This is a genomic window from Novosphingobium sp. TH158, assembly GCF_002855555.1.
Taxonomy (GTDB): domain Bacteria; phylum Pseudomonadota; class Alphaproteobacteria; order Sphingomonadales; family Sphingomonadaceae; genus Novosphingobium.
In genome coordinates, this window is sequence record NZ_PKRT01000001.1 from 835,344 (window position 1) to 853,230 (window position 17,887).

Genomic DNA, 17,887 nt, shown 5'->3' on the forward strand with positions numbered 1-17,887 from the left:
GCGCAGGCGATGCCGCGCCGGGCAAATGGCTCAACCGCCCCTGCGGATTGCCTTGCCGCGCTTCTGCGACCAAATGGCTCGCAAGAACATTTGCAAAGGATATGACCGTGGCCGAAGCCTATATCATCGACGCCGTCCGCACGCCCCGCTCGATCGGGAAGATGGGCAAGGGTGCGCTCTCGACGATGCACCCTGAACACCTTTCGGCATCGGTCCTTGCCGCGATTGCGGAACGCAACAACCTGAACACGGCCGACGTCGACGATGTCGTCTGGGGTGTCTCGGGCCAGATCGGCCTCCAGTCGGGCGACATCGGCCGCAACGCCGCGCTCGACGCAGGATACGACGTGAAGGCCGGCGGCGTGACGCTCAACCGCTTCTGCGGATCGAGCCTGACGGCCACGAACTTCGCGGCCGGCATGGTCATGGCCGGCATGCATGACCTGGCGGTTGCCGGCGGCATGGACATGCTTTCCTACGTCAACATGTTCGGCATGAAGATGCGCGAAGCCGGCGTCAGCGGCGGCGGCATGGGCGTGGGCAATCCGCGCCTCCAGGCAAAGCACCCGCAGTCCAACCAGGGCGTCTGCGCCGATGCCATCGCGGCGATGGAAGGCATCAGCCGCGAAGACCTGGAAAAGCTGGGCTACGAAAGCCAGCAGCGCGCAGCCAAGGCGATCGCCGAGGGCCGCTTTGCCAAGAGCACGATCACGGTGAAGGACGATGAAGGCAACGTGATCCTCGACCACGAGGAATACCCCCGTCCCGAAACCACGCTCGAAGGTCTGGCCCAGCTGAAGCCGGCCTTCGAAATGTTCATCGACATGCCCTCGCAGCCGGGCGGCAAGACCTATCGCGAGCTGATCAACCAGGTCTATCCCGACGTGGACATCAAGCCGATCCACCACGTCGGCATTTCCTCCGGCGTCGTCGATGGCGCGGCGGCTATCCTGATCGCATCGAAGGAATATGCCGAAAAGCACGGCATGAAGCCGCGCGCCCGCATCGTCGCCATGGCCGAAATCGGTGATTGCCCGACGCTCATGCTCAACGCTCCCGTCCCGGCGGCAAACAAGGTGCTGGCGAAGGCAGGCCTGACCAAGGACGATATCGACGTCTGGGAAGTGAACGAAGCTTTCGCCGTCGTCGTCGAAAAGTTCATCCGCGACCTCGACCTCGATCGCACCAAGGTGAATCCCAATGGCGGCTCGATCGCGCTGGGCCACCCGATTGCCGGCACGGGCGCGATCCTGATCGGCACCGCGCTTGACGAACTGGAACGCACCGGCGGCCGCTATGGCCTCGTCACCATGTGCGCTGCAGGCGGCATGGCCCCGGCAATCATCATCGAACGCATGGACTGATTTGGGCGCGCTGGCGGGGGGACTCGCCAGCGCCGCACAAAACGCTATGCTGCGGTCGGAGGGGCTTCTCAAAGGGGGATGGAGCCATCGAAAGCCAAGGCCAAGACCGGCGGGAAATCGGCCGACTGATCATCCTGATCGGCCGGATGCTGCGCCAGGATTTCGATCGTCATGTCGGCGACGTGGGCGTAACGCGCTCGCAATGGGCGATGATCGCGGTGGTTTCGCGCATGCAGGGGGCAACCCAGCGCAAGATTGCCGAGATCCTCGAAATGTCGGAGGCTTCGGCAGGTCGCCTGATCGACCGGCTTTGCGCCGACGGCCTGCTCGAACGCGGCGAGCATGACAGCGATCGCCGGGCACGGTCGGTCCGCTTGACCGACAAGGCCACTCCCCTGCTCGACCAGCTGGGCAATTTTGCCAAGGACAACGAAATTCTCGTCTTCCGCAATTTCAGCGGCGAGGAGCTGGAGACTTTTGCCCGCCTGCTCGAAAAGCTGCGGGCCAACCTGGCATCCTGAACCGCCAACAAAAAAGGGCGATGCCATCGGCACCGCCCCTTTTTCTGTACTGCTGGAAAAGCCGCCGATCAGCGGGCCTTGCGCAGTTCCACCTTGGTCAGCTTGGTGACCAGCTTGCCATCGACTTCCGACAGGCTGGAATTCGGAACCGTCACGAGGCGGCCTTCAAGGATCACCTGGACCAGGCCGGTTTCGGTAACGCGGTAGATGGTGGCGATGCGGCTGCCGTTTGCAGCGTAGATCGACTTGCCCGCGATGGCTCCGGCAGGAGCGGCGGCATCCTCTGCGTTCACGGCAACCGGCAGGACCGTGAAGGACACGAGCGTTGCAACGAGAGCGAGGGGAAGGAACTTCTTCATGAAATAACGACTCCAGATGTCCCCGATTCTGCCGGGGGCTTACTAACCTCGGTTAGTAATTGGGTTTCAGGGTTCGCAATCGCAAAACACGCAAAGTGGGTTGCAATTTCCACAACTGTCAGCAAGGCGGCGAAAAGCGTGCCGCGCCCTGGCGATTCTGTTGAGCGATGCCCCTTGCCGGGCCGCTTGATCGTCGCAGCGATGGCCCTGCGGTTGCACCCATGCGCCGTTGCGCGCAGGAACCGAAACCAAGGCGGCTCTGCCCGCAAACGAGACTTGATACGGGAAGACAAGACATGACGAAGGTGATGCAGGGAATCCGGGTTCTGGAAGTGGCACAGTTCACTTTCGTTCCGGCTGCGGGCGCAATCCTCGCCGATTGGGGCGCGGACGTGATCAAGATCGAGCATCCGGTCCGTGGCGATACCCAGCGCGGCTTCCTCAACATGGGCGGCGTCACGCTCGATCCGCAGCGCCAGACGCTGTTCGAACACCCCAACCGCGGCAAGCGCTCGGTCGGCGTCGACATCACCACGCCCGAAGGCCAGGAAGTTCTCTATGAGCTGGCGAAGACGGCCGACGTCTTCCTGACCAACTACCTGCCGCACCAGCGCCAGAACTTCAAATTCGACGTCGAGCACATCAAGGCCGTAAACCCGAACATCATCTATGCCCGCGGCAGCGCCTTCGGCCACAAGGGCCCCGAAGCCGGCGTCGGCGGGTTTGACGGAACGGCCTTCTGGTCGCGCAGCGGCGTCGCCATCTCGATGACGCCCGAGGAACTTCCCGGACCGCTCGGCCAGGGCATCCCGGCCTTTGGCGATTCGATCGGCGGCATGTTCATCGCTGGCGGCATTTCGGCCGCGCTGCTTCACCGCGAACGCACCGGCGAAAGCCCGGTGATGGACGTTTCGCTGCTCAGCTCGGCGATCTGGGCATCCGGTGCAGTGATCGCGCAGGTTGCCGAAACCGGCGTGCTCACCCGCAACCAGATGCCCGGCACCGGCGGCGCGGCGCGCAATCCGTTCCAGGGCAACTACACCACCTCGGATGGCGGCACGATCAACATGTGCACCCTTTCGCCTACCGCCCATATCAAGAGCCTGTTCGAGCATATCGGCGTGCCTGAGGCGGCAGAGGATCCGCGCTTCAGCGATGCCCGCGCGCTGTTCGAAAATGCCGGTGCGGCCAGCGACATCATGGTCAAGGCCTTCGCGTCGAAGCCCTTCGAATACTGGCGCCAGCACCTCAAGACCTACACCGGTCAGTGGGCGCCGATCCAGTCGTTCCAAGACCTGCTGACCGACGAACAAGCGCTGGCCAACGACATGATCATCGAGGTTGAGGCTGCCGATGGCAGCGACCGTCCGCTCAAGCTGGTCCGCGGCCCGGTCCAGTTCGACAGCGCCCCGGTCGAAACCACCCGCTCGCCGATCGCATCCGAACATACCGAAATTGTCCTGATGGAACTGGGTATGGAATGGGACAAGATCGAAGAATACAAGGCCAAGGGCGCCATCGCCTGAGTCAGACCAGCAATCCAAGGAATTAAGCAGATGAAACCCGGTACCCGTCTCAAGAGCGCAGCCTGCGACACCGAAGTCATGGTGATCAAGTGCGGCGAAGGCACGATCGAATGCGGCGGCGCGCCCATGGGCGAAACCAAGCCCGCCGAAGCCGCTGCACTGAGCGCCGATCATTCCAACGGCACCCTGATGGGCAAGCGCTATGTCGATGCCGACGGCAAGTTCGAACTGCTCTGCGTCAAGCCCGGCAAGGGTTCGCTCTCGGTCGATGGCGTTGCGCTGGTGACCAAGGACGCCAAGCCGCTTCCTGCCTCGGACTGACCCCGGCCTGACACGATGAACATCTCGCTGATCCTCGAAATGGCGGCAGAAGCCGCCCCCGATCGCGTTGCGCTGGTTTGCGATGGCAAGCGCTGGACCTATGCCGACCTGCTGGCTGCCGCGCGCGGCGCGTTCGAGCTGATCCAGGAATCGGGCGCGGAATATGTCGCCCTGCTTGATGAAAGCAGCGAGGCTGCGGTGATCGCGCTGTTCGGCGCGGCGCTTGCCGGCGTGCCCTATTGCCCGCTCAACTACCGCCTGGCGGACGAGGATCTGGCTGCCCTGCTCGGCCGCATTGCCCCGGCCCTGGTGGTCGGCGATGAAGAGCGCGTTGACCGCATTGCCGGGGATCAGGGACACACGGTGTTCAGCCGCGAGCTCTTCAGCCTCAAGGCGCAGGAAACCGTGCCGGCTGACGATGCGCGCGAGTTTGATCCGGGCGAAGGCGTAGCGGTGCAGTTGTTCACCAGCGGCACGACTGCGGCGCCCAAGGCGGCGATCCTGCGCCATTCGAACCTGCTGGGCTATATCCTTGGCACGGTCGAATTCGCATCGGCCGAGGAAAGCGACGCCGCGCTGGTCGTGGTCCCACCCTATCACATCGCCGGCATTTCGGCGCTGATGAGCTCAATCTACTCGAACCGCCGCATCGTCATGCTGCCCAGCTTCTCGCCGGAAGCCTGGCTGAAGCTGGTCGAGCAGGAGCAGGTCACCAACGCGTTCGTCGTGCCGACCATGCTGGGCCGCATCATCGACGCGTTCGAGAAGGCACCCGGCACCAACGTCGCCTCGCTGCGCGCCATCGCCTATGGCGGCGGCAAGATGCCGCTGGAAGTCATCACCAAGGCCCTGGAACGCTTCCCGGATGCCGGCTTTACCAACGCCTATGGCCTGACCGAGACCAGCAGCACCATTGCGCTTTTGGGACCGGACGACCACCGCGCTGCACTGGCTTCGGACGATCCGAAGATCCGCGCGCGCCTCACCTCGCTGGGCCAGCCGCTGCCGACCGTGGAGATCGAGATCCGCGACGAAGACGGCAAGGCGCTGGGCCCGGGCGAAGCCGGCGAAATCTTTGTTCGCGGTGACCAGGTCTCCGGCGAATACAAGGAAAAGAGCGCACTGGTAGAAGGCGGCTGGTTCCCCACCCGCGACGCTGGTTTCATCGACGAGGACGGCTATCTCTTCCTCTCGGGCCGCGCCGATGACGTGATCGTGCGCGGCGGCGAGAACATGAGCCCCGGCGAGATCGAGGACGTGCTGCTTACCCATCCCGCCATCGCCGATGCCTGCGCCTGCGCGGTGCCTTCGGTCGAATGGGGCGAAGCGGTTGGCGTTGCCGTTGTCACCCGCGAAGGCCACCAGCAGCCCGAGGAAAGCGAGCTCAAGGAATTGATCCGCGGTCGCCTGCGTTCGAGCCGCGTCCCCGAAAAGGTCGCCTTCGTGGCAGAGCTGCCCTACAACGAAATGGGCAAGTTGCTGCGCCGCGAGGTCAAGAAGATCCTTGCCGACTGACACGTCAGCCGGGCTGGCCATTCCGCTCACCCGCTGGGCGGATGGCAGGCTTGGAGAACTCGCCGCTTCGACGGGATCCGCCGCGATTGCAAAGCTTCGCGGCAGGACCTTGGTGGGTGAACGCGCGCAGATCAACGCCTTCAGGATACCGGGTCGCCGCTCGGCAGGCGGTGGCAGCCAGCTGATAGCCGCACAGGGCGGCTGGGTGGCGATCAACCTGTCGCGCAGCGATGACCGGGACCTGCTGCCCGCGCTGTTCGAAACACAAATGCTGGACTGCAACGACCTTGGCGAGGTCGTCGAACTGGCCTTTGCCCGCAGCGCCAGCGATCTTGTCGCGCGGGGCCGGGAAATGGGCATGGCGATTGCCTGGGACCAAGAGGTGCCTGCCAGCCCCGCGATGGAAACCTTGGCAGAAACAGCAATCGCCCCGGCGCAAAGTGACCGGCCGCTGGTTGTCGATCTATCCGCGTTGTGGGCCGGCCCGCTATGCGGCCACCTGCTGCACCTGGCTGGCGCGCAGGTGGTCAAGGTGGAGAGCGAAAAGCGTCCCGATGCCATGCGGGATGGCGATCCGGGGCTGTTTCACCTGCTGAACGGCGGCAAGGACAATGTCGCGATCGACATTTCAAGCCGCGATGGCCTGGCCGCACTTCATAGCTTGCTGGAGAGGGCAGACATGGTGATCGAGGCCGCCCGCCCCCGCGCCTTGCGCCAGCTGGGCATCGATGCGGACGCACTGGTCCGCACCCAACCGGGCAAGGTCTGGCTGACAATTACGGGACACGGCACGCGCGGCGCTGCCGCAGACTGGATTGGCTTCGGCGACGATTGCGCCGTTGCGGGGGGGCTTTCGTCCGCGCTGTTCGAAGCGAGCGGGGCGATGGGCTTCGTCGGCGACGCCATTGCCGACCCGCTCACCGGTATCACCGCCGCAGCCGCCGGCTGGCAGGCGTGGCGTTCCGGCCGCGGCGGACGCATGGTATTCTCGATGAGCGGGATCGTTCGGGATGCCATAGCCGCCGAACGTGCGGCGGACAGGAACCGCTTCTTCCGGGAGCTGAATGACTGGGCGGCGGCGCATGGGCGTCGCTTCCCGGCAGTCGGCGAACGCGTCCCGGCCGGCCCCCTGCGCGATATCGGAGCAGACAACGCGGCGTGGCTGCCGTGCTGATCCGCAATGCCGAAGTCTGGGGACTGGGCCCCGCAGACCTTCGTCTTGCCGATGGCGTGATCCGGTCGGTCGGCAAGTTGCAGCCCCTCGCCGGCGAGCCAGTTCTCGATGCTGCCGGGGGTGCCTTGCTGCCGGGACTGCACGATCATCACCTTCACCTCGCCTCGGCTGCCGTGCGGCGCCAGTCGGTCGTCTGCGGCCCGCCTGAGGTCACGACGGCAGAGCAACTGGCCCAGCGGATTCTCTCCGTTCCAGGCGATGGCTGGATCAGGGGCATTCTCTATCACGACAGCGTCATGGGCCTTCCGGACGCGCAGGCGCTTGACCGGATGGTGCGTGATCGGCCGCTGCGCATCCAGCACCGTTCCGGACGCATGTGGCTGCTCAACTCGCTGGCGCTCCAAAACCTGCTTGCCCTCTCCCCGCCTCCGGCCGGGCTGGAACGCGAAGCCGGGCATTATACCGGCCACCTGTTCGATGAAGACACCTGGCTGCGCCGGACGCTTAACGCCAGTCCGCCGCCGCTTGGCGACATCTCCCGCGAACTCGCACGCTTTGGCGTAACCGGGCTGACCGATATGTCGCCATCGAACACCCCGGAGACGCTTGACTGGTTCTCCGCCGCACAGGCTTCCGGCCAGCTGCGCCAGCACCTGCTGATGGCAGGCACGCTGGAGCTGGCGCGCGGCCCGGCAAAGCTGCACCTGCACGAAAACGCCCTGCCCGATTTCGACGAGGTCCTGGCCTTCATCCGCACCGCGCACGGGCTCGGCAGGCCGCTGGCGGTCCACTGCACGACCGAGACAGAGCTGGTCTTCACCCTCGCCGCCCTCGAAGCGGCTGGAACCATGCCGGGCGACCGGATCGAACACGCGGGCATCGCCACTGACGACCATATCGCCCGCATCGCGGACATGGGCCTTGCCGTGGTCAGCCAGCCGCATTTCATTGCCGAGCGGGGTGACCAATACCGGGCGGACGTGGAGCCGGCGCAGGTGCCGCTACTCTACCGGCTTGCCTCTTTCAAGCGGGCCGGCGTGACGCTGGCGGCAGGCAGCGACGCGCCGTTCGGGTCGCTGGATCCTTGGGCAGCCATGCGCGCGGCAGTTACGCGGCGCACTCCTTCCGGTGCAGTGATCGGACCGGACGAGGCACTTACGCCCGAGGAGGCGCTTGCGCTCTACCTTGCCGACCCGGAAGACCTCTCGCGCCTCAGGACCATATCCGAAGGGACGCGGGCAGACCTTTGCCTCCTCCGCACAGGCTGGGCCGAGGCCCGCGAGCGGCTTGATGCATCAATCGTCCGCGCGACTTTCATCGCCGGTGATCTCGTCCACCAGTCCCCATTCGAGGGCGGTGCGGGCTGAAATCCTGCGGCCGGACAGGATCATCTCGCAGGTGCGCTGGTGCCCGATCCGCCGGGTAAGCGAAACGCAGCCGCCCGCGCCGGGCAGCAGGCCCATCGCCAGTTCCGGCAGCTGGAACCAGGCGCGCGACGTTGCCGTGATCCGGCGGGCATAGGCTGCAAGCTCCAGCCCGGCACCCACGCAGGCACCGTCGATATGGACTTCCATCTTGTGCCCGCAACCGGCGGCCCAGCGCGCCGGCAAGGTCTGGCTACGGATAGCATGAGCCTGCGCCGGATCGCGGGTGGTGCCGAATTCGCCAAGATCGGCCCCCAGTGAAAAGGCCTTCCCCCGCGCCCTGACCAGAACCTGTTCGATCGTATCGTCCACCACGGCCAGCTGCAGCATGGTGTTAAGGGCATCCCGCATCGGACGGTCGATGGCATTGCCTGCCGCCGCACGGTCGAACGTGAGGGTGAGCACTTCCTCATGCCGTTCGGCCAGGACATTGCCTTCGGGCATATCGGCAAGCGGCCGCGGGCGACCCTCCAGCCAGCGGGCAAATTCGCCGCTGCCCTGCAACACGCCATAGGCCAGCGATTCCATCGTCAGGCCATCGGTCAGCGACATGCCGGGCAAGCTGCGGAGCAAGTCAACGATTACCCGCGCTGCCAGCGGATTGGCGGAAATGGCTGCATAGAGATTCTCGGCTGCGGCCCGGTCCCTGACGCGACAATCGACCGCACTGGCCAAGGGTTCGGGGGCATCGCCGATGAGAATTACGGGAGTCTGCGGAAGGACGATTCGGTCGGACCAATCGCAATCGGGCGTCCATTCCACGAACAGGCACGCTGAGTCCAGCGATGCTTGCGCATGCCAGAGCCGATTGGCCGGAACGATGGTCTCGATGAAAGGCATGGCTTGTCCCTAGCTGATTCCCGCCACTTTTTCGCCCATGCGATGCCGCCATCGCCCCTGCGGGCTTTGAAACATGCGTTCAAAAAAACGAGGTTGTCTCATTTTCCGTTTGACAGACCCCCTCCGCGATTCAATCATGCGATTAATTAGCGAATGGGAGAGTAGCTATGGCATCGGTCTCGAACTCGTCCAACAAGGCAAAAATTGCCAAGCGCGTTATCGAAGTGTTGGATTATTTCGACGACGACCATCGCGAAGCAACGGTGATGGATATCGTGCGGCGCTACAACCGTCCGCAATCGAGCACCTCCGAGCTGCTTTCGAGCCTGGTTGACCTGGGCCTGCTCTACAAGGATCCCTATTCCCGCTCCTACAGCCTCAGCCCGCGCGCCGCGCTGCTGGGCACCAACGGCCAGTCCGGCATGGCCCGTGACGGTCGTATCGTTCGCCTGATCGATCGCCTTGCCGCCCAGACCGGCCTGGCTGTCGCGCTCTACGGCATGGTCGGCCTCAACGCGCAGATCGTTTCGTGGCGTTCGGGTTCGCGTCAGGGCCAGGGGAAGCAGCGCGCGCTTTACGGCGGCATGCAGGAGCCGCTGCTCGAATCCGCCGTGGGTTGGCTGATGCTTTCGACGATCCCGCAGCCGCGCCGCGATGGTGTGCTGCGTCGCCTGATCGCCGAGGCTGCCGATGACCGCAAGGTTCCCTTCGCTGATCTCAGCACCCGCGTGGTGCAATGCGCCGATACCGGCGTGGGCATCGGCCAGGCCGGATTCGGCACCGGTGCGGAAATGGTAACGGTGCTGCTGCCGGACCAGCCGGAAGATCACCCGATGGCGATCGCGCTGGTCTATGCGCCTGACAGCCAGATCAGCACGGAAAGCCTTGCCGGCTGCATCCGCGATTCGATCGCGCATTGCCTGCTGGGCGAGGAAGCAGCCCCGGCCAGCCTCGAAGCGGTCCCCCACGCCGCCTGAGCGCAGCGGCGCAGATCAGCCTATATCACCGAGCGGCGCACGGGCGCCCTCGGTGCTGAAATCGACCCGGTCGCCAACCCTCTCGCACTGGTCATAGCGTTCCGGCTGGCTGGCAAAGCAGCTGCCAGGCAAGGCGCGAAGCGTCTTTTCCGTTTCCCACGGAATCAGCCGCCCATGCGCCACCAGCCCCGCCCATTGCAGCATCCGCGCTTCCGCCCGCGCATCACCCGACAGGGTGGTGATCCAGGATCGCAAACCGATCAGAGGCAGCCCTGCGGCAGCTTCCGGCGATGACACGACATCGTCCTTCGCCTGCCAGTGCTGCCGGTCCTCGCCATTGCGGCGCAGCAGCAGCTCGTTGACGCCATCAACCGGATCGGAAACGTAAATCTCGTAGAGCGTCTCGCCGGCATCGTGGACATGGCGCAGCGCCAGCTCGGCGAGATCGAACAGGTGCGTGCAGTTCGCCTTCTTGTCGAGCGCCCGTTCCTGCCGTTCGAGCGGCACCCCCAGCCAGTCCGCTTCCAGTTTCGCGACCGCACCCGGGCATATGTTCCAGGGCGCGCGTTCCGTCAGCGCTGTCACCGCCGTCACCCGCTCTCCATCGTGCTCCAGCGTCACCGCCATGCGGTGAACGTCATCCTCCAGCCTCGAGGTGACCGAACGCTGGGATGGCAGTACGTGAAAGCGGCGGCGGAAGCCGGGCTGCTGGTCGACAGGCAGGGTCATTGCCTGAAGACTACCATGCCCTTGCCGCCACGCGCCATCGCGCCCGCGATTTGGCTTGGGGCCTGTTGATTGTCTGCCCGCCATGCCATCTAGCAGGCACCAACAAGCCATTCCCGAGAGGAGATTTATTGTGAGCGATGTTCTGGGCTACGCCGGCAAGCGGGTTATTGTCACCGGGTGCTTTTCGGGCATGGGCGAGGCGACGGCCAAGCTGCTGATCGACCTTGGTGCCGAAGTGCACGGTTTCGACTACAAGGACAGCACCCTTCCCCTCGCCAGCTTCACCAAGGTGGACCTGCGCGATGCCGCCTCGATCGAAGCGGGCATTGCCGGCCTTGGCGGCGGACGCATCGATGCTCTGTTCAACTGCGCCGGCCTGCCCAATGGTTCGTTCGATCCGATGGACGTGATGAAGGTGAACTTTATCGGCCTGCGCCACCTGACCGAGCAGGTCCTGCCGCTGATGGGTGAAGGCAGCGCCATCGCCAACATCGCCTCCACCGGCGGCCTCGGCTGGAGCCGCAACATCCCCACCAACATGGAATTCGTCACCACCAAGGGCTGGCAGGCCGCGGTGGACTGGTGCGCGGGTCACATGGACGTGGTGCGCGAAGGTTATGCCTTCTCCAAGGAAAACGTGATCGTCTGGACCCAGTTCATGGGCGCCCACCTGATCAAGAAGGGCATCCGCATCAACTGCACCCTGCCCTCGCCCACCCAGACGCCGATGATGGCCGACTTCCACAAGAACTCGGGCAAGGACGTGGTCGACGCCGCAGCCGAACCGCTGGGCCGCTATTCGACGCCTTATGAACAGGCCGCACCGCTGGTCTGGCTCAACAGCCCCTTCGCGACGATCGTCAACGGCGTGGTCCTGCCGGTTGACGGCGGCTTCATGGGCGGCATTCCCACCGGCCAGATCGACCTTTCGAAGATGATGCGCCGGGCGGATTCCTGATCCCGCCCGGATCGTCCGGAATGAAACGTGCCGGGTAGCAATTGCTAAACTAGCTTAGGATTTCTCCCGGTTTTCCGGACACGACATACTTGACTGCAAGATACCTTCCAATAGTCTGACCACGTGATCAGGGATGTCCGCGCTTGCGGTTACCCGGGCAAAGGGCATCCCTTCACGGTACAACGGTGCAAAAGCGCCGGGCCGTAAAATGACAATGGTTCGGCCGGAGCCGCAGTGGTTCCGGCATTCTTGGGAGGGAACTATGCGTAACGCCTCGATGATCAGGTCTGCCCTGATGGCAGCGACGATGCTGAGCTTCAGTGGAACGGCACTGGCTCAGGATGCCGACGAAGATAGCGGCACCGAAAAATCCAAGGAAATCGTTGTTACCGGCACGCTGATCCGCGGCGTTGCACCGGGCGGTTCGCAAACGATTGCCGTGGGTGCAGAACAGATCCAGGCGACCGGCGCGGCGAATACGTCGGACCTGCTTGCCTCGGTTCCCGCAGCCGGCAACTTCCTCTCCTTCGTCGGCGTACGCGGCTCGTCGAACTTCTCGCTGGCGGTGAACCGCCCCTCGCTGCGCTATCTCGGCAACACCTCGGGCAGCACGGCAACCACCCTGCTGCTGCTTAACGGCCATCGCCTGCCCGGCATGGGCATCAACCAGACCACGGCTGACCTTGACGCGATCGCGGCCGGCGCGATCGAGCGCGTGGAAATCGTCACCGATGGCGGTTCGTCCACTTATGGTTCGGACGCGGTCGGCGGCGTGATCAACTTCATCACCCGCAAGGAATTCGACGGCGTGGAAGCCAAGGGCAGCTATGGCCTGGGCAATTACGGCGGGTACCAGCAGGCCAACGCCGCGATTACCGTGGGCAAGAAGTGGGACGGCGTTTCTGCCTTCGTCTCCTATGACTTTGCCTGGCACAACGAGCTTTACGGCGCTGACCTGCCGTTCTCGCAGAACCGCGACTGGATCAACAATGCCCCGGCGGAACTGGCCTGTACGGTCGGCTCCATCCAGAATGCCGGTAACACCTATGCCCTTCCCGGCCTCGCCAAAGGCCTGGGCAACCGCTGCGACAACACCGAACTGCAGACCGCCTATCCGCGCGAAACCAAGCATTCGGTCTATGCCAGCCTGTCGATCGATCATGGCGGGCCGGTCAGCTTCATGGTCACCGGTTTCTACGTGAACCGCAAGAACGTGTCGGATGCCGGCCCGCTGCTTGCAACCGGCACCTCCGTCCCGGCAACCAGCCCCTTCTACATTCCGATTACCGGCGTGACCGGGGCTGAAGTGTTCCAGTACAATTTCTCGCCGGTTTTCGGCAACCACACCTACCAGACGACCAAGCTGGAATCGTGGGGATTCACGCCTTCGGCAAAGATCAGCCTGGGCAGCAACTGGCAACTTAACGTCCTTGCCAACTATGGCCGCGGGCGGAGCGATTTCATCGGCCAGCAGATCAACCCCACGCCGATCAACACCGCTGCTGCTGCGGGAACCTTCAACCCGGCGAATCTGACCGCGGCAACCAACACCGCGACGCTCGCCGCGGCAGCTGACTGGTACCAGTTCGGCAAGGCGACGAACGAGCTGATGAACTTCCGCGCCGTGATGGACGGCACCCTGCTCTCGCTGCCTGCGGGTGAGGTCAAGCTGGCGGTTGGCGGCGAACTGATGTGGGAATCCTACAAGGGCTCGCAGTCGCGCACGACGACCTTCGCGGGGATCGCCACTTCGCCATTGCTGAAGAAGACGCGCGACGTGCGCGCCGTGTTCGGCGAATTGTCCATCCCGCTGCTGGGCGAAGACATGGGCGTGTTCCACAGCCTCGTCCTCACGGCATCGGGCCGTTACGACGACTATTCGGACTTCGGCGACACCTTCAACCCGAAGCTGGGGCTGACCTTCGAGCCGGTTGACTGGATCAAGCTGCGCGGCACATGGGGCAAGGCATTCCAGGCCCCGGGGCTTTCCGATCTTGCCCAGGCTGCGGCGCCGACGATCAACGTCCTGCCCTTGTCCGTCCGGCCCTTCGTCAAGCCCGGCCTGACCCCGGGAACGACCGACCGCAACATCCTTTACGTGATCGGCGGCACGAAGCTTCCGCTGAGCCCGCAGACCGCCAAGACCTGGTCGGCCGGCTTTGACGTGAAGCCACCGGTGATCCCCGGCCTGTCGTTCGGGATGACCTATTACAACATCAATTACGAAGGCTCGATCTCGATCTATCCGATCTTCGACCCGAACTATTACACCAACTTCCCCGATCAGGTCGTGACCTACGATCAGGGCATTGCCGCAATCCAGGCCCGCGTGAACGAGCTGAATGCCCTGGTCGATCCGGCCGTGGCGACAGCGCGACTGGCTTCGCTTCCGCTCGGACTGCAGAGCATCTATGCGGTGATGGACGGTCGCTCGACCAACCTGGGTTCGATCAAGACTGCCGGCTTCGACTTCTATGTCCGCGAGCAGCTGGATACGAGCTTCGGCAACGTCTATCTCGACGCATCGGGAACCTACATCACCAAGTTCCTGACCCAGTCGTACAAGGGTGGCCCGGTTACCGACTCGCGGCTGACCAACTTCACCAAACTGCGCCTGGCAACAACGCTGGGTGCCAACATCGGCAACCTCAAGGCGCAGGTGACCTGGCAGCACTCGCAGGGCTACAAGACCGTGCCCACGGCCGCCAACCTGAACCAGCAGTCGGTGGATTCGTTCAACGTCTTCAACCTGTTCATGAACTACGCGTTCAAAGGCGATGGAGCGCTGAAGGACGCCTCGATCTCCTTGAACGTCGACAACCTGCTTAACCAGGCCCCGCCGCTGTTCCGCGGTGCCGGCAACTCGGTCTACGGCTTCGCCAATGGCTGGACGCTGGGCCGCGTGGTGAAGCTGGGCGTCAGCAAGAAGTTCTGAGAGCAGCAAGGCTGCACATTCCTGCGGGCGGGGTACGAAGGTGCCCCGCCCGTTTTCTTGTCCGCAATCGCCAAGGCGATTGCGCGCGTCGGCAGTTGAAAGCCCGTCCCGCGCAGTGTTCAAGGCCAGGCAAGGCAAACGAAGGCATCCATGACCATGAGCGACGAAGCACCCCACCTGCTGACCGAGGAAACCGAAGATGGCGTGCTGATCGCCACGCTCAATCGCCCGGACAAGCTTAACGCGCTAAGCCGCGAAACCATGGACCTGCTGACCGATGCGGTGATCCACTTCCGCGATACCGATGCGCTGAAGGTGATGCTGATCCGTGCAACGGGGCGCTATTTCTGCTCTGGTGCGGACCTTACCGGGGGCAACCAGAAGCGCATTTCCCCGACCGGCAACACGCCGCGCGGCATACGCGAGAACCACCGCCTGAATCTCAACAACATGCAGCAGTTGTGGGACGAGATGGAGCATATCGAAAAGCCCTTCGTCGTCGCGCACCACGCCATGTGCGTTGGCGGCGGGCTTGAGCTTTCGCTCTCCTGCGACTTCCGCCTCGCGGCAAAGGGCGCGGGCTATGCCTTCCCCGAGGGACTGTTCGGCGTGCTTCCCGCATCGAGCGGCGTTTCCCGCCTGACGCGCATCTGCGGGCCGCACTGGGCCCGCTGGCTCATCATGGCCAACAAGCCGGCCAGTGCCGACATGGCCTTCACCATGGGCCTGGTCCATCAGGTCTACGAGGACGAAACTTTCGAGGCAGAGGTCATGGATTTCTGCCGTCACCTGGCCAAGCAGAACGGCGAACAGATGGGCGCTGCAAAGGTGGCGATCGAACTGTGCGCGGAAGTGGGCCGCGATTCCGCTCGCCATATCGAGCGTATGGCCAATTCCGCACTGATGCTGAACCCCGACTATCTCGAAGGGGTGAAGCGCTACATGGCCAAGTTCAGCAAGGAATAAAGGCGCGAACAGGCGCGACGGGACTAGCCGCCGTTGCGGCAGTCCCGGATCGCCATGACCAGCAGGCGCGTCAGCGGATCGATCACCTTGGTGTTGCGCGGACCGAATTCGCGCTCGATCATTTCGGGAATCTTGGGATCGGTGGCAACGGTCACCGCGCGCTCGATGCCGGTCATCAGGACCGAGGCCATCTGCGACGCAGCGGCGGTCGGCTCGTCCCCTTCAAGGCACATCTGCTGGCGCAGGCGCCAGATCACCGGCTGCGCGGAGCGGACACGAGCCGCCAGCATGCGCTCGTCATACTGGTCCGCCATGTTGTTGCGCAGGTGCAGGATGCGCGAATGCCGCGCCCAGAACTCGAAATAGGCTTCGATGAAGCTCTTGCAGCGATCCTCCAGTTCATCATCGGGCCAGTATTCCGAGATGAGGTCGATGTAGCCGCCCTTTTCGCCGGCCTCGAACATGACCGGGCCCAGCAGGGCGAGCAGCAGTTCGGTAAGGTCGGCGAAATAGTTGTAGAGCGAAGTCATGCCCAGCGAGGCCTGACGTGCGACGGCGCTCAGCGAGATCGAGAGATCGTCTGCCTCGGTCAGCAGGTCGTTGGCGGCGGTGAGGATGCGTTCGCGTGTCGCCTGACCCTTGCGGCCAAGCTTCTGCCCGTTCAGGTTGTGGCTGACATCACCGGCGGGCACGGCTGCGATCCGTGCCGGGTCGGTAATCCTTGCCTTTGCTGCCGCTGTCCCCACTTGCCGTTCCCCAACGCAGTAGTCGACGGCGGATTGGCTCCGCCGCCGGACAGGCTCAGCCCATGGTGCCGATGGCAACGAGCTTGGGCTCAAGGTATTCCTCGATGCCCTCGACGCCCCATTCACGGCCGACACCGCTGGCCTTCACGCCGCCGAACGGCAGGTCGCCGGCGATGCACATGCCGTTGTTGATCGAGAAGGTGCCGGTGTGGATGCGGCGGGCGATGCGCAGGCCGCGCTCGACGTCGCCGGTGCAGACACCGCCGGACAGGCCATAGGCGCTGTCATTGGCGATGCGGATCGCGTCTTCATCGTCGTCGAACGGAATGACCACGATCACCGGGCCGAAGATTTCTTCCTGGGCAATGCGCATGTCATTGGTGACATCGACGAAGCAGGTCGGCTCGATCAGGTAGCCCGGGCCCTTGTCGGGACGGGCGCGGCCACCGGCCAGCAGCGTGGCTTCCTGCTTGCCAACCTCGATCAGGCCGAGCACGCGCTCATACTGCTTGCGGTTGACCACCGGGCCCATGGTTGCGCCTTCGAGCGAAAGGTCGCCCCAGTTCTCGCCGAACTTCTCGTAAGTCGCCTTGAGGATCGCCTTGGCTTCCTCATAGCGGCTGCGGTGCACCAGCAGGCGCGACTGCACGGCGCAGCCCTGCCCGGCGTGGTTGGTGAGCATGCCCATGGCCACGTTCATGGCGAAGTTGGGATCGTCTTCCAGAACGATGCGGGCCGACTTGCCGCCCAGTTCGAGGAACACGCGCTTCAGCGTTGCCGCGCCCTGCTGCATGATGCGCTTGCCGACCGCGGTGGAGCCGGTGAAGCTGATCAGGTCGACGCGCGGATCCGTGACCAGCATTTCGCCGGCCAGGGCCGGGTCTTCGCCGAAGACCACGTTCATCACGCCCTTGGGAATGCCGGCTTCGTTGGCCAGTTCACCGAAGATCGCACCCATCGACGGGGTATCGGGAGCCGGCTTGAGAACGACGGTGCAACCTGCGAGCAGCGCGGCGACAACCTTGCCGACATTGACGTAAAGCGGTGCGTTCCACGGCGTGATCGCGCCGACGACACCGATCGGCTCGTGGTAGGACTTGCGGACATTCTTGATGCCGTAAACCTCGCGCGAGCCGTAATCGCGTTCCCATTCGACCCGCGGGAACACGTCGAGGTAGTCCTGCCAGCCGGCCAGCGCCATGGCCACCTGTTCGCGGTTCACCGAACCACGCGCAGCGCCACCTTCGTGGACGGCAATGTCAGCCAGACGGGCAAAGTTCGCCTTGAACAGCTCAAGATACTTCTTGCAGATCTCGAAGCGGTTCTGGCGGTTGGAATCGTGCGACCAGTCCGTGCTGTCAAACGCGCGGCGTGCAGCGGCGATCGCCTCGTTCACGTCCTCGGCCGAGGCGTCCGCGGCCTTGTTGACCGGGGCGTCGGTCCACGGGCTGATGACGTCAAAGGTCTTGCCGCCGGCGGCATCGCGCAGTTGGCCGTCGATGAACAGACGGGCGGGAGTAAGGTTGGTCATG

At 64.1% G+C, this 17,887-nt stretch carries 16 protein-coding genes; 11 read left to right on the plus strand and 5 right to left on the minus strand.

The genetic code is table 11. The features are described 5' to 3' along the window. The first annotated feature begins 107 nt into the window (after nucleotides 1-107). Nucleotides 108-1,364: an acetyl-CoA C-acetyltransferase gene (locus tag C0V78_RS04145; RefSeq protein WP_101798187.1), complete on the plus strand. Its 1,257-nt coding sequence runs from the start codon at nucleotides 108-110 to the stop codon at nucleotides 1,362-1,364. A gap of 146 nt (nucleotides 1,365-1,510) precedes the next feature. Next, the gene (locus tag C0V78_RS04150) at nucleotides 1,511-1,885 is read left to right on the plus strand and encodes a MarR family winged helix-turn-helix transcriptional regulator (RefSeq protein WP_101796565.1); all 375 of its coding nucleotides are present in this window, start codon (nucleotides 1,511-1,513) and stop codon (nucleotides 1,883-1,885) included. 68 nt (nucleotides 1,886-1,953) lie between these two features. Here C0V78_RS04150 and C0V78_RS04155 read toward each other — a convergent pair whose 3' ends face one another. Further along, the gene (locus C0V78_RS04155) at nucleotides 1,954-2,244 is read right to left on the minus strand and encodes a hypothetical protein (protein ID WP_101796566.1); all 291 of its coding nucleotides are present in this window, start codon (nucleotides 2,242-2,244) and stop codon (nucleotides 1,954-1,956) included. A gap of 296 nt (nucleotides 2,245-2,540) precedes the next feature. On the opposite strand from C0V78_RS04155, the gene C0V78_RS04160 reads away from it, so the two are divergent. From C0V78_RS04160 to C0V78_RS04180, 5 genes are read left to right on the plus strand one after another with little or no spacing between them, the layout of a single operon-like run. Continuing rightward, the gene (locus tag C0V78_RS04160) at nucleotides 2,541-3,770 is read left to right on the plus strand and encodes a CaiB/BaiF CoA-transferase family protein (protein ID WP_101796567.1); all 1,230 of its coding nucleotides are present in this window, start codon (nucleotides 2,541-2,543) and stop codon (nucleotides 3,768-3,770) included. Between the two features lie 30 nt (nucleotides 3,771-3,800). Next, nucleotides 3,801-4,091, plus strand: coding sequence for a hypothetical protein (locus C0V78_RS04165; RefSeq protein ID WP_101796568.1), 291 nt, complete (start codon nucleotides 3,801-3,803; stop codon nucleotides 4,089-4,091). 15 nt (nucleotides 4,092-4,106) lie between these two features. After that, nucleotides 4,107-5,606 carry a class I adenylate-forming enzyme family protein gene (locus C0V78_RS04170; protein ID WP_101796569.1) on the plus strand — a complete coding sequence of 500 codons (1,500 nt, stop codon included), beginning with the start codon at nucleotides 4,107-4,109 and terminating at the stop codon, nucleotides 5,604-5,606. After that, nucleotides 5,596-6,780: a CoA transferase gene (locus C0V78_RS04175; RefSeq protein WP_254049811.1), complete on the plus strand. Its 1,185-nt coding sequence runs from the start codon at nucleotides 5,596-5,598 to the stop codon at nucleotides 6,778-6,780. Before C0V78_RS04170 ends, C0V78_RS04175 begins: the two co-directional genes overlap by 11 nt. Further along, the gene (locus C0V78_RS04180) at nucleotides 6,765-8,147 is read left to right on the plus strand and encodes an amidohydrolase family protein (RefSeq protein ID WP_254049812.1); all 1,383 of its coding nucleotides are present in this window, start codon (nucleotides 6,765-6,767) and stop codon (nucleotides 8,145-8,147) included. The genes C0V78_RS04175 and C0V78_RS04180 overlap by 16 nt, the downstream gene beginning before the upstream one ends. Here C0V78_RS04180 and C0V78_RS04185 read toward each other — a convergent pair. Further along, on the minus strand, nucleotides 8,076-9,044 hold the full coding sequence (locus C0V78_RS04185; protein WP_101796570.1) for an enoyl-CoA hydratase/isomerase family protein: 969 nt from the start codon (nucleotides 9,042-9,044) through the stop codon (nucleotides 8,076-8,078). The genes C0V78_RS04180 and C0V78_RS04185 overlap by 72 nt on opposite strands. A 167-nt stretch (nucleotides 9,045-9,211) precedes the next feature. Here C0V78_RS04185 and C0V78_RS04190 point away from each other — a divergent pair, with 167 nt between their 5' ends. After that, nucleotides 9,212-10,021 (plus strand): helix-turn-helix domain-containing protein, encoded by an 810-nt coding sequence (locus C0V78_RS04190; RefSeq protein WP_101796571.1) that lies wholly within the window; start codon nucleotides 9,212-9,214, stop codon nucleotides 10,019-10,021. Between the two features lie 15 nt (nucleotides 10,022-10,036). Here C0V78_RS04190 and C0V78_RS04195 read toward each other — a convergent pair whose 3' ends face one another. Continuing rightward, nucleotides 10,037-10,750, minus strand: a complete 714-nt coding sequence (locus tag C0V78_RS04195) for a DUF2889 domain-containing protein (protein WP_158241459.1) — start codon at nucleotides 10,748-10,750, stop codon at nucleotides 10,037-10,039. A 130-nt stretch (nucleotides 10,751-10,880) separates the two neighbouring features. Here C0V78_RS04195 and C0V78_RS04200 point away from each other — a divergent pair, with 130 nt between their 5' ends. From C0V78_RS04200 to C0V78_RS04210, 3 genes are all read left to right on the plus strand, one after another. Then, nucleotides 10,881-11,708, plus strand: a complete 828-nt coding sequence (locus tag C0V78_RS04200; protein WP_101796573.1) for a coniferyl-alcohol dehydrogenase — start codon at nucleotides 10,881-10,883, stop codon at nucleotides 11,706-11,708. A 277-nt stretch (nucleotides 11,709-11,985) separates the two neighbouring features. Beyond that, a complete protein-coding gene (locus C0V78_RS04205) occupies nucleotides 11,986-14,643 on the plus strand; it encodes a TonB-dependent receptor domain-containing protein (RefSeq protein WP_158241460.1) in 2,658 nt (885 codons plus the stop codon). Nucleotides 14,644-14,799: 156 nt separating this feature from the next. After that, complete coding sequence (locus C0V78_RS04210) at nucleotides 14,800-15,609, plus strand: enoyl-CoA hydratase/isomerase family protein (RefSeq protein ID WP_101798190.1); 810 nt, start codon at nucleotides 14,800-14,802, stop codon at nucleotides 15,607-15,609. A gap of 23 nt (nucleotides 15,610-15,632) precedes the next feature. Here the strand turns inward: C0V78_RS04210 and C0V78_RS04215 are convergent, their stop codons facing one another. Together C0V78_RS04215 and C0V78_RS04220 are read right to left on the minus strand one after the other, a co-directional pair. After that, on the minus strand, nucleotides 15,633-16,355 hold the full coding sequence (locus tag C0V78_RS04215) for a TetR family transcriptional regulator (RefSeq protein WP_101796575.1): 723 nt from the start codon (nucleotides 16,353-16,355) through the stop codon (nucleotides 15,633-15,635). 55 nt (nucleotides 16,356-16,410) lie between these two features. Then, the gene (locus C0V78_RS04220) at nucleotides 16,411-17,886 is read right to left on the minus strand and encodes an aldehyde dehydrogenase family protein (RefSeq protein WP_101796576.1); all 1,476 of its coding nucleotides are present in this window, start codon (nucleotides 17,884-17,886) and stop codon (nucleotides 16,411-16,413) included. Between the last annotated feature and the right edge of the window lies 1 nt (nucleotide 17,887).

What these genes read in the sequence shown, in the direction of transcription:
- C0V78_RS04220 (WP_101796576.1), bottom strand. Translation starts at nt 17,886, where the DNA reads ATGACCAACCTTACTCCCGCCCGTCTGTTCATCGACGGCCAACTGCGC.
- C0V78_RS04190 (WP_101796571.1), top strand. Translation starts at nt 9,212, where the DNA reads ATGGCATCGGTCTCGAACTCGTCCAACAAGGCAAAAATTGCCAAGCGC.
- C0V78_RS04160 (WP_101796567.1), top strand. Translation starts at nt 2,541, where the DNA reads ATGACGAAGGTGATGCAGGGAATCCGGGTTCTGGAAGTGGCACAGTTC.
- C0V78_RS04155 (WP_101796566.1), bottom strand. Translation starts at nt 2,244, where the DNA reads ATGAAGAAGTTCCTTCCCCTCGCTCTCGTTGCAACGCTCGTGTCCTTC.
- C0V78_RS04150 (WP_101796565.1), top strand. Translation starts at nt 1,511, where the DNA reads ATGCTGCGCCAGGATTTCGATCGTCATGTCGGCGACGTGGGCGTAACG.
- C0V78_RS04165 (WP_101796568.1), top strand. Translation starts at nt 3,801, where the DNA reads ATGAAACCCGGTACCCGTCTCAAGAGCGCAGCCTGCGACACCGAAGTC.
- C0V78_RS04185 (WP_101796570.1), bottom strand. Translation starts at nt 9,044, where the DNA reads ATGCCTTTCATCGAGACCATCGTTCCGGCCAATCGGCTCTGGCATGCG.
- C0V78_RS04210 (WP_101798190.1), top strand. Translation starts at nt 14,800, where the DNA reads ATGAGCGACGAAGCACCCCACCTGCTGACCGAGGAAACCGAAGATGGC.
- C0V78_RS04205 (WP_158241460.1), top strand. Translation starts at nt 11,986, where the DNA reads ATGATCAGGTCTGCCCTGATGGCAGCGACGATGCTGAGCTTCAGTGGA.
- C0V78_RS04170 (WP_101796569.1), top strand. Translation starts at nt 4,107, where the DNA reads ATGAACATCTCGCTGATCCTCGAAATGGCGGCAGAAGCCGCCCCCGAT.
- C0V78_RS04195 (WP_158241459.1), bottom strand. Translation starts at nt 10,750, where the DNA reads ATGACCCTGCCTGTCGACCAGCAGCCCGGCTTCCGCCGCCGCTTTCAC.